The sequence below is a fragment of the Brevundimonas sp. TWP3-1-2b1 genome, from assembly GCF_049896165.1.
GTDB classification, from domain to species: Bacteria; Pseudomonadota; Alphaproteobacteria; order Caulobacterales; family Caulobacteraceae; genus Brevundimonas; species Brevundimonas subvibrioides_B.
The window spans coordinates 1-12,655 of record NZ_JAFCTT010000026.1 but is presented as its reverse complement, the minus strand read 5'-3'; the positions used below and the strand labels follow the sequence as shown (position 1 = coordinate 12,655).

Here is a 12,655-nt window from a genome sequence, read left to right as displayed (position 1 = left end):
GACCGCATCACTCACCACTGCGACATCGTCGAGACCGGCAACGACAGCTGGCGCTTCAAACACCGCAGCTGACCCTACCAGGAAGAACGCCAAGCGAGGGTTGAGCCTCCAGTCGGGCTTCGCCCTTCCTACGCCCCAACCCTCGCAAGCGGTGCGCTCGTGACGTCCATCCCGAACACCAAAAGGGGGGTCCCTATTGCACGCCTATAGGGGGGCCCTTTTGGACGCCGATTGACACGCTGGGAGCATGAGGCCGTGCTGGAAACAATGCAGGCGCGGCTCGACCAGATGCCCGACGCCATGAAAATCCGACGACAGACCGTCGAGCATCCCTTCGGCACGCTGAAGGCCTGGAGGGGGGCCACCCACTTCCTGACCAGGACCCTCGAAAAGGTCCGAACCGAGATGAGCCTCCACGTCCTGGCCTACAACATCAAGCGGATGATCAAGATCTTCGGGGTCATCCCCCTGATGCAGGCCATCAGGGCCTGATCGCACCGCTCAATCAGCGCCTCATTCCTGCGGTCAGCCCTCTGGCTCGCGCGACGCCGAACACGTCGTCGCGCTGACCCTCAATCTCAAAACGCGTTTTTCCACGGCCTCGGTCGGACCACGACATTGGCATCAGACCCGAAATCGGACATCCAGCCCCGATGCCCGAAATCGGACGCTTCGAACTGCGGATAGGGGTGGGGACCGGACCCGCTGTCGCAACGAAGAGCAGCGAGGGAAAGTCGCAGACTTAAACCTGCCTTTAAGAGGACTCATGGGACGCTGTTCGCTGGGAGCGGACCATGTCAGAGAAATCGGCCTTATCGCGCGCGCAGCTGCTGCGCATTCTGGTCTTCGCCGTGATCGCGGTGTCGGCGCTCATGATCAGCGTCGGCGGAATGGTGGCCTATTCCGCTTCCGTTATCGACCAGCAGACCGTCCGCACCCAGTCAGATTTGGTCGACCGCAGGGTCGAACGGCGCCTTAAACGCCTGCGCGATGATGTTCTGTCGGCAAGTGTCTGGAACGAGGCTTACGCCAAGACTCTGGCTGGCGACCGGGAATGGATGCAGGTCAACTACGGCGACTACTACGCCGACTATATGCAGCATGAGGTGACCGTCGTGTTCGATGGGGCGGGGCGTGCTATCCACGCCTCGCGCGAAAGCGAGGAGACATCCCCCGAGACCGAAGCGGAGCTGCTTGAAGTGGCTAGGCCCATCGTCGCCGAGCTCCGCCGCAGCGCCGATGCCCAGCCGGCCGGCCCCGTCAAATATGGGTTAGACGCCGTCGTGACCCGAGAAGGCTCAGTGATGGTAGGCGACGAGCCGTATTTCATCACCGTCTCCAGCGTCGTCCCTGAAGATGCCGCGAATGACCGGCCGGGCACGCCAAGCCCCTTCGTTGTGTCAGGGGTTTCGGTTCGAACCTTCGTCGCCTCGCTCGAAACCGATCTGATGCTGACCGCCCCGAGGCTGGCGGGAGCAGATGAAAAGCTGACCGAGGCGTCGGTTCCCTTCATGGACAGTTCAGGGCAGTTGCTGGGCTCGGTTCATTGGACCCCGGATCGGCCGGGGGCCTCACTGCTAGTCGATGCTATTCCGGCGCTGTCGATCATGGTCGCCCTCTCGCTGGCCGCGCTGGCTACAGGCGGCTTCCGTGTCTACCGGCTCATTCGAGATCTGGCTTACAACGAAGCTGTTCTGGACCGCACCTTGGCGGAGGCGGAATCCGCCAATGCGGCAAAGTCTCAGTTCCTCGCAAATATGAGCCACGAGCTGCGTACGCCGTTGAACGGCATCATCGCCATGACTGAACTTCTGCGGGACCACCAGACGGATGCACGTGGCCGCGAAATGGCGGCCACGATCATCTCATCGGGTCACACACTCGAACATGTGGTCAACGACATTCTGGATGTCGCCAAGATCGAGGCGGGACTGCTGAAGTTTGAGGCTGCGCCGTTTGAACTGGACGAGTTGCTGAAGGTGGCCGCTCAGCTTCATGGTGCGGCTGCAGGCGCCAAGGGCATCACGCTCGGACTGACGATCCAAGATGATGCCTCTGGGGTCTATCTGGGCGATCGGACGCGCGTATCCCAGGTCATATCCAACCTGATCAGCAATGCGGTGAAGTTCACGGAAACCGGCGGGGTCCAGGTCACCGCCCGGCTGCATGGGGATAGGGGGCTCTGTCTGTCGGTTAGCGATACGGGCGTCGGCTTTGACCGGGCGACTGCCGCCCGGCTCTTCCAGAGGTTCGAGCAGGCGGATGTGTCCGTCAGCCGGCGATATGGCGGCACCGGGCTCGGTCTCGCGATCTGCGCATCCTTGACCGAGATTATGGGAGGGCGGGTCGCGGTGCGATCGGTTCCCGGGAAGGGATCGACCTTCTTCGCCCATCTGGCCCTGCCGAGGATCGGCAACGCCGAGGTCATGGTGTCGGAGCCGGCGGCCCCCTGTTTTGACGGGGACGGCCGCTCGCTGCGGGTGCTCTACGCGGACGATCACGCCATCAATCGTCAGGTCGTGACGATGATCCTTGAACCTCTCGGCATCTCCCTGACCCTGGTCGAGAACGGACGGGAGGCCGTCGATATCTTGACCGCTTCCGCCTTCGACATCGTCCTGATGGACGTTCAGATGCCTGAGATGGACGGCCTGACGGCCACCCGGCTCCTGCGTGCTCATGAGGCCGCACATGGGCTTTTGCGCACACCCGTCATCTCGTTGACCGCCAATGCAATGCCGGACGACGTCGACCGAAGTCTGGCGGCCGGCGCCGATCTTCATCTCTCCAAGCCGATCCGACCAGCCCAACTGCTCGAAGCGATCGACCACATACTCGCCACATCCCCGCACCACGCCGCAGCCGCCGCCTGAGGACCCATGAACAAGTCCATCTTCGTGGCCTTGGGCCTCTCCTGCTTCGCCTTTCCGGCCTGGGCGCAAACCTCTGACTGGTCGCTGACTGGCACGGTGGGTGTCGTCAGCGACTATCGATTCCGTGGCTATTCGCTCTCCGATGAACGACCGGCCTTTCAGGCCTGGCTGACAGCGGGTCACGCTTCCGGCTTCTATGGCGACGTTTTCGTCTCCACGATTGATGAGTATGGCGTCGGCTTGGACGGTGACGGGGCCGAGGTGGAGATCACAGGGACGCTGGGCTGGGCGGGCCAGGTGGGTAGCTTCGATGTCGATGTCGCCGCCAGCGCCTACCGCTACCCAGACGGGGACGACGTGAACTGTGTGGAGTTCCCGCTGCAGATTGGCCGGACTTACGAATCGCTCGGCTGGGCTATCGGCGTGGCCTTGGCGCCTGCTCAGGCAACTCTGGGCGACGAGGAGAACCGCTATGGCTGGACGTCGCTGACCTACGCGCCCCCGTCGTGGCCGGTGTCGTTGACGGGCAGTGTCGGGTATGAGGACGGCGCATTCGCCCCTGATGGAAAGACCGACTGGTCGGTTGGCGTCGCGCGAGACCTGGGGCGGGTGAGCCTTGATCTGTCCTGGACCGACAGCGATGCCGACAATGGTCAAGCTGTCGCGTCCGTGTTCGTCAACTTCTAGCAGGCCATCAGGGCGACCGAACGAGTTGCTGCGCATGTTCATCCTCAACAAGGACCCAGTCTGACCGATCGCCGACAGAGGGAACTGATTGCTGTTGAACAGATCCCGTCCGGTGATCGGCTGTTTCGAGCGTCCGGAAGGGGTCTTATACCCGTCGCACAGCCGACATTCCTGACCCTGCTCACGCAGTCGCGATGACTGCCCCAATGCGGTTCGCGAACGAGGTGACGCCGTTCAGGAGCTTCTGTCGTGCGGCAAACTTAGGATGTGGATCGACGCCGAAATCGGACCCCATCGAGATAGAAGTTTAGGTGGTTGACTTCGCTATATAATAATACGTTGGCGCGTGTGCTGACAGGCGTCTGTCGGGCCCCCGTCTCGCCCCGAGATATTGAGCTCATTCAATTTGTTACCTCATATCAGGTGGGGTCCCGCCTTCAACACCGATCAACACTACCGGAGTGACCCGAGGAGACTGGTGAGCTCCAGCTGGCTGGAGACGCCGGATTTTTCGTAAATGCGACGGATGTGGCTGCGCACCGTGGCAATCTCGACGCCCAGTTCGGCGGCGACGGTCATGGGGGACCGGCCTGCCAATAAGCCAGCTGCGACCTTGGCCTCCGTGGTGGTGTAGCCGAACATGATGGTCGCGCTGGCCAGCCGCTTGCGCTCCGCCTGGCCCGGATCCCGCACGAGGACCAGCACGGCGTCCTCCAAGGCCGACATGTGCCGTTCGAACGGCAGCGGCACGACCTCGATCACAAGCGGGCGCTTGCCCTCCGCGTTGCGCACGACCACCGGCGCACTGACGAGACCGTTGAACGTCTGCTGGATCGCCGCGCCCAAGGCAGCCGCACCGCCGTGCGTCGGGCACAGCGCCCCGTGGCGAAGGCGTAGGCGGTCGCCGTCGACCAGCAACTGCTCGGCCTTTGGGCTCATGGCCCCGATCCGACCGTCGCGGAAGCAGACGAACCCGATCGTCTCCATCTGCTCCAACAGTCCGGAGACGATCAGCGCGGACTGGTTCTCGAGCATCTCCTGGACGCGGACCGCGTGGCGCATGTGATGCGAGAGGATCGAGAACTCGCGCTGCTGGCGAATGCTCATCCCGCCTTCCAGCGGCGAACGGTTCACGGCGAAACCGACGCCGAAATCACGCTCCTTGACCAGGTTGGTCAGACAGGGTGCTGTCAGGCGAACGCTAAAAGGTCTCCGGCAAAATCGGCGTAAGTCGCTGTCGGGGATGGATTATTGTGAAGCCGATTTCGTTCAAGCGCCACCGGTTTCCGGCGGACGTGATCCGCCATGTGGTGTGGCTGTACTTCCGCTTCAGCCTGAGTTTTCGAGACGTCGAGGAGCTCATGGCGGCTCGCGGTGTGGACGTCAGCTATGAGACCATACGGTGCTGGACGATCAAGTCTGGGCCGCTGATCGCCCGGCGTTTGAAAAAGCGGCGGTGGCCGCCGACTCCTCGTTGGCGCCTGGATGAGATGGTCTGCTCAATCGGCGGAAAGCGGATGTACCTGTGGCGCGCCGTCGACGATCCGACGACGAGAGCGCCAGCAGCAGCGGTTCAAATCACAAGCCTCAGCCCAGAGATTCCTCACCACCCAAGCGGCGATCTACAACACCTTCAGCATCCAGCGCCATTTGATCAGCAGACCCACACTTCGCCACTTCCGCGCCGAGGCGGAGACCGCTTGGGCGGCAGCGGTTGCGTGAATCTAGACGGGCAGGGGGCTTTTCAGCCGACGGAAGTTTCCCTGACAGCGCCGTGAGGCCATTGCCCATCGCCGAGGTGAGATCGCCCTGCCGACCCGGCTTGTCGACCCGATGCCGACCGCTCGGGTCAAGGCGATCCGAAAGGCGGTTGCAAAGAGCCCAAGGGATTTCGAGCAGCAGTTTGGGATACCTGCCCGGACGATGGAAGGATGGGAGCAGGGGCGGCGTCAGCCTGACCCAGCCTCCCGAACCTTGCTCAAGGTCATCGAGCGCGAGCCCGAGGCCGTTCGTCGAGCGCTATCCGAACTCTAGATTCCTGCCTCCAGTCCGGCTTCGGCAGATTGGCCCTCCTAGAATGGGGCTTAGGCGCAAGGCCGCCTCCCGAAGGAGGCATGCGTATCTACCGAAACGAGGGAGGATCAATGCCGTTTGGGCGGCCGCCGTTGCCTGATCGGGCCCGGGGGTAGGGGCTTCTCGGACGACGAAAGCTTCCCTGACAGCGCCGACCGGCCGCCCCGACGTGATACAAGGGTGGCGATGGTCTCCTCCCCGGACCTGACGAGCCTCGGCCATGACCCTTGCGGACCCCGTCTTTCGGCCCTGGTCGCCCCCGCGGCGGGCGCAGCCGCTGCCGCTGGTGCCGTTTCTGTATCAGAGCTGGCGTGATCCGCTTCTGATCTGGTCGAGGCGCCATTTCGAGGAGCCCCAGATGTTCGGCCGCAGCCGTTTCGGTGCGGTTCTGGTGGTCAACACGCCGGCGGGGGTGCGTCACGTACTCACCGACAACGCGGCGAACTATGAGAAGGGGCGTCTGCAGCGCATCGTGCTGGGACCGCTGCTGGCCGATGGATTGCTGTTGACCGAAGGCGATCAGTGGCGGCGGGCACGCCGGTTGTTGGCACCCCTGTTCACCCCGGCCCGCATGGCTGCTCTGACAGCGCGGATGGCCGAGGTCTGCGCCGCCCGGGTCAGGACCTGGAACCTCGGGTCGGCGACCGGGGTGCTTGAGGTCGACAGTCAGATGTCGACGCTGACGTTCGAAATCCTGTCCGCCACGATGTTCTCGGACGATCTCCAGGACGATGCGGCGGCCTTCGAGGCGGCGTTGAACCGGTTTCTCGACATCGGGGCCCGCATCGACCCTCTGGATGTGCTGGGCGCGCCGCATTGGATCCCGCGTCTCGGGCGGTTGATGAGCGGAGACAGCGGCCTGTTCTTCGAGCGTCGGGTTGCGTCGCTGGTCGCCGCCCGTCGCGCTGCGATCGCTTCTGGAGCCCCTGCCGCCGACGATCTGCTGACCGCCCTGTTGTCGACCCACGACGAGACCGGCGGCCTGACGGATCACGAGGTCGCCGCCAACATCCTGACCTTTATTCTGGCCGGTCATGAAACAACGGCCCGGGCCCTCGGCTGGACGCTGCATCTCCTGTCGCGCAGCCCCCACGTTCTTGAGCGGTTGAAGGCCGAGGCGCTGCTGCTGGATGTATCCCGACCTGACTGGGCCGACGACCTGCCCTGGACGCGGGCGGTTCTGGACGAGACCATGCGGCTGTTCCCTCCCGCCCCGACCATGGCACGTCGCGCCCTGGGGCCTGACGTGATCAACGGCCAGGCCATCGAGGAAGGGACTGCAGTCGTCATCTCGCCCTGGATCCTGCATCGCCACACCCTGCTCTGGGAGGATCCGGAGGCGTTCCAACCGGAGCGGTTCCTGCCGGAAAATCGGAAATCCATCGACCGCTACGCCTATCTCCCTTTCAGCGCCGGGCCCCGGGTCTGCATCGGTGCCGCGTTTGCCGTACAAGAGGCGGTGATCGCCCTGGCGACCATCCTGCGTGAGGCCGAGATCGAGCCGACGTCAGGGCCCGAACCCGTTCCGACCCAGAGGGTCACCCTAAGGCCGAGCAAGCCGATGAAGCTGCGGATCCGGCGCCGCGCGAACTAGCTCCGGGCCGAACTGAAGACCGTCACAAACCGGTGTTGTCAGGATAAAATTCTCTGATTCCACTCAGGCCGGAGCGAGTAAGATTCTAATAGCAGCTACTTGGGTCGCTATAGGCCACGGAAATGTCGGCACTAAAGTACATCAAGAGGAACGCAGAGATTTTCCAACAGCAAACTTGGAAAATGTCACGGTATGGCGTGTGGCGCAAAACTCGAGTGTCGTGATTTGTTTGAGATGGCCGATGGCCCCCGCGGGCGGTGAATATGAGCGTTATTCGCTGCATGGCGTGCGGTGAATAACCTTGCTTTTTGCGGTGAATTCGAGCATATTCACCGCAGATGACGCGGGGATTATGACCACCTACATCCATGAGCTCGACACTTGGCCAACGTTCCATTGGAACGGGCTGAGGCTCGCCGAGCGCATGTCGGGACTCAGTCGCAGGCAGGGGTTGCTCATTGGCCATATGGCGGCGCTCGGCTTCCAGCTTCGCGCCGAGGCCGTTCTTGCGACCCTTACCGAAGACGTTCTCAAATCCAGTGAGATCGAAGGCGAAGTCCTGGACAAGGAGCAGGTGCGCTCCTCCATCGCACGCCGCCTTGGCATGGATATCGGGGCCCTAGCGCCGACCGACCGGCATGTCGAAGGCGTCGTTGAAATGATGCTGGACGCCACCCAGAACTACGCCCAGCCCCTGACCGCCGAACGCCTGTTTGGCTGGCATGCCGCGCTGTTTCCCACCGGGCGCAGCGGCATGACCAAGATCACCGTCGGCGCGTGGCGTACCGCAGATTCGGCCCCCATGCAGGTGGTGTCCGGCCCGTTCGGACGCGAGAAGGTTCACTACGAGGCACCGGCGGCCGATCGGCTCGAGTACGACATGAATGCCTTCCTCGCCTGGTTCGAGGGCAAGGACGCCGCCGACCCGGTCATCAAGGCGGCGCTGGCGCATCTATGGTTCGTCACCATCCACCCGTTCGAGGATGGGAACGGGCGCATTGCCCGCGCCATCGCCGATATGGCCCTGGCACGCTCGGAACATAGTCCGCAGCGGTTCTACAGCATGTCGGCGCAGATCCGTCTGGAGCGCAAAACCTACTACACCCTCTTGGAGACCACCCAGAAAGGCGACCTCGACATCACGGCGTGGCTGGAATGGTTCCTCGATTGCCTGGAGCGCGCTTTCGAGGGAGCCGAGAGCATTCTGGCGAACGTGCTGGCCAAAGCGCGCTTCTGGGAACGCCATCAGCAGGCGGCATTCAACGAGCGACAGCGCAAAATGCTCAACCTGCTGCTCGACGGTTTCGACGGGAAACTCACCAACGCCAAATGGTCGGTGATCGCTAAGACCTCGTCCGACACCGCGCTTCGCGACATCAGCGATCTCGTTGCGCGGGGCGTGTTGGTCAGGGGTGGAGCAGGCGGTCGAAGCACCAGCTATTCGTTGGCGTTGGATTAGCGAACCATCATGGTGCCATCCCCAGAGTACAACGCCGACCGCCTGATCATCCTGGGGCCCGTTTGCGCGCCCATTCCCGAACGCCTTCTCCTGGCCCATGCGCGCGGGCAGGTTGGGCCGCGTCGCATTCGAACTCGCGGCGCCATTTCGCGGAATGGGGCTTAGGCGCAAAGCGGGCAGGGCGGGAATGACCGAGTCTGACTCGCAGCGCCGGTGCGGATTGTCCGCTTTTCAACATCGCTCCAAAGACCAACCGCACCGGCTGAAAGCGGACCTTCCGAAGGTCTCTTTCGGGTGGAAAGCGGACACCATGCGTCACATTGCCGAAGGCTCGCCTGCACCAAAACAAAGACAGGGGGGCGCAAAACGGACGTCCTCTCGCCAGGACGGGAGCTGTGTTTGCGTCAGTCTCACGAGACCCCGGCGCGTCCCCGCAAGGCTCCAGCCTCCGCTCGGATCCTGATCGCGAGAACTGCCGCATTGAGGACCGTAAAGGCCGCCGCGAAGGCGGACAGACCAAATGCCAATGGCAATACGGCGATCTCAGCGGCAACGACGACATAGTTGGGATGGGTCACGAACCGGTAGGGGCCGCGGCGGACCAGGGTTTCGCCGGGTACAGTGATGATCCGTGTCGTCCAGCGCGCGCCCAGTGAGGCGATGACCCAGACGCGGCCGAGTTGGAGAACGACGAAAAGCCCCATCCAGTACCAGTTCACCGGCCGATCCCAGGCCAGCAGGAAAAGGCCTGCCAGCCAGGCCGCATGGAGCGCCACGATGAGGGGATAGTGGGCGGCTCCGGTTTCCACCCCGCCCTGTGCCATCAGTCGCGCGGTGTTGCTGCGCGCGAGCACAAGTTCTCCCAGCCGCTGGGCCGTCACGAGCGCGAGAATGACGATCGAGGTGATCACGCCGCGCGGCTCAGCGTCACTGTGCTGGCGGTAAAGCCGGGGCCGAGGGCGGTCACGACCGACCGCGGCGGCAGGCCGGCGTCCCGGGCGCGATCCAGAACATGCAGCACGGTGGGCGCGGACATGTTGCCATGGTCGGCCAGGACGGTCCGCTCATGGTCCAGCGCGCCCTGATCCATGGAAAGCGCGGCCTCCATGGCGTCGATCACCTTCATGCCCCCGGGATGGCAGATGAACCGGTCGACGGCCTCGACCCGGTGTCCGTGGCGGGCCAGCATCAAATCCATGGCGGGCCGGAGATGCTCGCGGGCGAAGGGGGGGATGGCGCGGGCGAAGATGACGCCGAGACCATCGGGTTCGACCCGCCAGCCCATGATGTCGAGCGTATCGGGCCAGGTGTGTTCCGCCGTGGCCTCGACATGGGCGAAGCCGCCCTCGCCGCAGCGCAGGACGCAGGCCGCTGCGCCATCGCCGAACAGGGCGGTGGCGACGATGTCGGCTTTGGTCAGGTCTTCCATCCGGAACGACAGGGTGCAGACCTCGACCGCGACCAGCAGGACGACGGCCCCCGGGCTGGCCCGGGCCATCCGGCTGGCGATCGCCAGCCCGGTCGCACCCCCGGCGCAGCCAAGGCCGAAGAGCGGAATTCGCTCGGCGTCCGGGCGGAATCCCAGACGCGCCATGGCGCGGGCCTCGAGGCTGGGGGTGGCAATGCCCGTGGACGAGACGGTGACGATGATGTCGACCTCGGGACCGGTCAGCCCGGCGTTCTCCAGGGCACTCTCTGCTGCACGGCTGAACAGATCGACCGCCCCGGCCACATAGGCGTCGGTCCGCTCGGGCCAGGTGCGCGGGGTCATGTACCAGTCGATCGGCATGACGGACTGCCGATGGCGAATGCCCGCAGTGTCGAACACCTTTGCCATCCGGTCGAACTGCGGAAACCGGTCCTGGAACAGTTGCCGCGCCACTGCGGCGACCTGGGTCTGGGGCATGTTGTAAGGAGCGTCGGCCGTCCCGATGGACAGCAGGGCGACGGGTGCGGTCATCGGCAACTCCAACCGCTGGACCGGCCTCCGGCTGGAAGTCGACGCCGGGCGGTGATCTTTATAACCGATACCGGTGTGTCGCAGTTCCCATCAGAGGTCGAGCGTGACCTTATCGCGCAGGGGGGGCTGCGTTCCCTACGCCGTCCCGTTCGATTGTCCGGAAGCTTCGATGTCGGCCAGCCTCACACCCGCACCCGCCCAAAACGTCATCCGCCTCTGGACGGGTTTCGTCGTCATGTGCGTGGGCATGTTCATGGCCATTCTGGACATCCAGGTCGTGGCGACGTCCCTGCCGACGATCCAGGCTGCGATCGGCGTCGCCCCGGACCAGATGAGCTGGGTCCAGACGGCCTATCTGATCGCCGAGGTCATCGCGATTCCCCTGACCGGCTTCCTCACCCGCGCCTTGACCATGCGCTGGCTTTTCGTGACCGCGATCTGTGTCTTCAGCCTGGCCTCTCTGGGCTGCGCGCTCAGCCAGGATTTCAACACACTGATCTTCTGGCGGGTGGTGCAGGGGTTTTCCGGCGGAACCCTGATCCCCGGGGTCTTCGCGGCCGTCTTTCTGCTGTTCCCCGAGACCCGCCAGGGCATTGCGACGACGATCGCGGGCGTGATGGCGGTGCTGGCGCCCACGGTAGGTCCGATCGTCGGCGGCTGGATCACAGAGACCTACTCCTGGCACTGGTTGTTCCTGATCAATCTGGGACCCGGGGTCGTCTGCGCCGTTCTGGCGGTATGGCTCCTGCCCCACGACCGTTCGAACCCGGGCGAGGTGCGCCGGCTGGATCTTGTGTCGCTGATCCTCATGGCCCTGGCGCTGGCGGCGCTGGAGATCGCGCTTAAGGAGGCGCCGCAGCGCGGATGGGCCTCGCCGCTCGTGATCGGACTGGCCGCTCTGACGATCGCCTCTGGCCTCGCCTTCGTTCGGCGGACGCTTGGAGCGGTCAATCCGGTGGTCGAGCTGAGGACGCTGTCGAACCGCGGTTTCGCCATCGGCTGCGTCCTGAGCTTTGTCCTGGGTATAGGTCTGTTCGGATCGGTCTATCTGATGCCGGTGTTTCTGGCCTTCGTGCGCGGGCACGGCCCGCTGGCGATCGGTTCGATCATGCTGGTCACGGGCCTCGCCCAGCTCGCGACTGCGCCGGTCGCGGTGGTCATGGAACGCCGGATGGACGCCCGGTGGATGACCGCCTTGGGTTTCGCCCTGTTCGCAATCGGGCTGGGCCTCAGCGCCTTTCAGACCCCCTCGACCGACTTTGATGAGATGCTGTGGCCCCAGATCCTTCGCGGCGTGGCGATCATGCTGTGTCTGCTGCCGCCGACGCGTCTCGCCCTCGGCCATCTGCCGGCGTCGCAGCTGCCCGACGCGAGTGGTCTGTTCAATCTGATGCGCAATCTGGGTGGGGCCATCGGCCTGGCCTTGATCGACACCGTCATCTATGGCCGGGCACCTGTCCTCGGCCGCGAGATCGTGGCGCGCCTCCAGGCCGGCGACGTAGAGACGGCCCAGGCCCTCGGTATTCCGGCCTCCGTTTTTGTCAGCCGGATCGGACAGCCGGTCGACGCGGCCACCACCATGGCGCTGACCCCTCTCGTGGAGAAATTGGCGCTGGTTCACGCCATCAACGAAGCGTGGGCCATGATCGCCATCCTGACCCTTCTGGCGCTCTGTACCGTCCCGTTTGCCAAGCGAGATCCATCTCGATCGCCCTCCTATGAGCCCCGACTGCAGAGGAGAAGGGGGTTATTCTGAGCCGGCCCCTCTGATGCACGAGGTTCGCTTTGGGTCGGGCTCGGCCATTAGCCTGATGCCCGATAGCGGACCTTGCGTCGATGGCGGGTGCCGCAAGCAGACATCGTGCAGTTCTGCTCGGGGTGGCTTGCGGATGACGTGACCCCCTGAAACTCCTCCAGGAATAGCTAGAGTCCGCCCCTCGAAAGGACGGACAGAATGAAGCGATCACGGTTCACGGAAGAGCAGATCATCGGGATCCTGCGGGAGCAGG

The 12,655-nt window shown here is 64.0% G+C and carries 8 protein-coding genes and 3 pseudogenes; 8 read left to right on the top strand and 3 right to left on the bottom strand.

Features of this window, described 5'->3' with window-relative positions; translation table 11 throughout:
- From ACP7AB_RS16560 to ACP7AB_RS16545, 4 genes and pseudogenes are all read left to right on the top strand, one after another.
- Nucleotides 1–72: pseudogene (locus tag ACP7AB_RS16560) on the top strand (ATPase); the annotation flags it as partial.
- A gap of 153 nt (nt 73–225) precedes the next feature.
- A pseudogene (locus tag ACP7AB_RS16555) lies at nt 226–492 on the top strand (transposase); the annotation flags it as partial.
- Nucleotides 493–794: 302 nt separating this feature from the next.
- Nucleotides 795–2,873, top strand: coding sequence for an ATP-binding protein (locus tag ACP7AB_RS16550; protein ID WP_425993035.1), 2,079 nt, complete (start codon nt 795–797; stop codon nt 2,871–2,873).
- Nucleotides 2,874–2,879: 6 nt separating this feature from the next.
- Nucleotides 2,880–3,560, top strand: coding sequence for a TorF family putative porin (locus tag ACP7AB_RS16545; RefSeq protein WP_425993037.1), 681 nt, complete (start codon nt 2,880–2,882; stop codon nt 3,558–3,560).
- Nucleotides 3,561–4,013: 453 nt separating this feature from the next.
- Here the strand turns inward: ACP7AB_RS16545 and ACP7AB_RS16540 are convergent, their stop codons facing one another.
- Nucleotides 4,014–4,667, bottom strand: coding sequence for a helix-turn-helix transcriptional regulator (locus ACP7AB_RS16540; RefSeq protein WP_426046193.1), 654 nt, complete (start codon nt 4,665–4,667; stop codon nt 4,014–4,016).
- A 146-nt stretch (nt 4,668–4,813) separates the two neighbouring features.
- Between ACP7AB_RS16540 and ACP7AB_RS16535 the strand changes: the two are divergent.
- The 3 genes and pseudogenes from ACP7AB_RS16535 to ACP7AB_RS16525 all read left to right on the top strand — a co-directional run bounded on the left by ACP7AB_RS16535 (nt 4,814) and on the right by ACP7AB_RS16525 (nt 8,686).
- Nucleotides 4,814–5,282: pseudogene (locus ACP7AB_RS16535) on the top strand (IS6 family transposase).
- A gap of 571 nt (nt 5,283–5,853) precedes the next feature.
- Nucleotides 5,854–7,227 carry a cytochrome P450 gene (locus ACP7AB_RS16530; protein ID WP_425993041.1) on the top strand — a complete coding sequence of 458 codons (1,374 nt, stop codon included), beginning with the start codon at nt 5,854–5,856 and terminating at the stop codon, nt 7,225–7,227.
- A 352-nt stretch (nt 7,228–7,579) separates the two neighbouring features.
- On the top strand, nt 7,580–8,686 hold the full coding sequence (locus tag ACP7AB_RS16525; protein WP_425993043.1) for a Fic family protein: 1,107 nt from the start codon (nt 7,580–7,582) through the stop codon (nt 8,684–8,686).
- Between the two features lie 410 nt (nt 8,687–9,096).
- On the opposite strand, the gene ACP7AB_RS16520 is transcribed toward ACP7AB_RS16525, so the two are convergent.
- A complete protein-coding gene (locus tag ACP7AB_RS16520) occupies nt 9,097–9,597 on the bottom strand; it encodes an isoprenylcysteine carboxyl methyltransferase family protein (protein WP_425993045.1) in 501 nt (166 codons plus the stop codon).
- Entirely contained in the window at nt 9,594–10,646 is a 1,053-nt protein-coding gene (locus ACP7AB_RS16515; protein ID WP_425993047.1) for a type III polyketide synthase, read from the bottom strand. The genes ACP7AB_RS16520 and ACP7AB_RS16515 overlap by 4 nt, the downstream gene beginning before the upstream one ends.
- Before the next feature lie 169 nt (nt 10,647–10,815).
- On the opposite strand from ACP7AB_RS16515, the gene ACP7AB_RS16510 reads away from it, so the two are divergent.
- Entirely contained in the window at nt 10,816–12,402 is a 1,587-nt protein-coding gene (locus tag ACP7AB_RS16510; protein WP_425993049.1) for a DHA2 family efflux MFS transporter permease subunit, read from the top strand.
- Nucleotides 12,403–12,655: the final 253 nt, after the last annotated feature.

Coding starts and splice junctions, on each gene's coding strand:
- ACP7AB_RS16540 (WP_426046193.1), bottom strand. CDS start 4,667: ATGAGCATTCGCCAGCAGCGCGAGTTCTCGATCCTCTCGCATCACATG.
- ACP7AB_RS16525 (WP_425993043.1), top strand. CDS start 7,580: ATGACCACCTACATCCATGAGCTCGACACTTGGCCAACGTTCCATTGG.
- ACP7AB_RS16550 (WP_425993035.1), top strand. CDS start 795: ATGTCAGAGAAATCGGCCTTATCGCGCGCGCAGCTGCTGCGCATTCTG.
- ACP7AB_RS16515 (WP_425993047.1), bottom strand. CDS start 10,646: ATGACCGCACCCGTCGCCCTGCTGTCCATCGGGACGGCCGACGCTCCT.
- ACP7AB_RS16510 (WP_425993049.1), top strand. CDS start 10,816: ATGTCGGCCAGCCTCACACCCGCACCCGCCCAAAACGTCATCCGCCTC.
- ACP7AB_RS16530 (WP_425993041.1), top strand. CDS start 5,854: ATGACCCTTGCGGACCCCGTCTTTCGGCCCTGGTCGCCCCCGCGGCGG.
- ACP7AB_RS16545 (WP_425993037.1), top strand. CDS start 2,880: ATGAACAAGTCCATCTTCGTGGCCTTGGGCCTCTCCTGCTTCGCCTTT.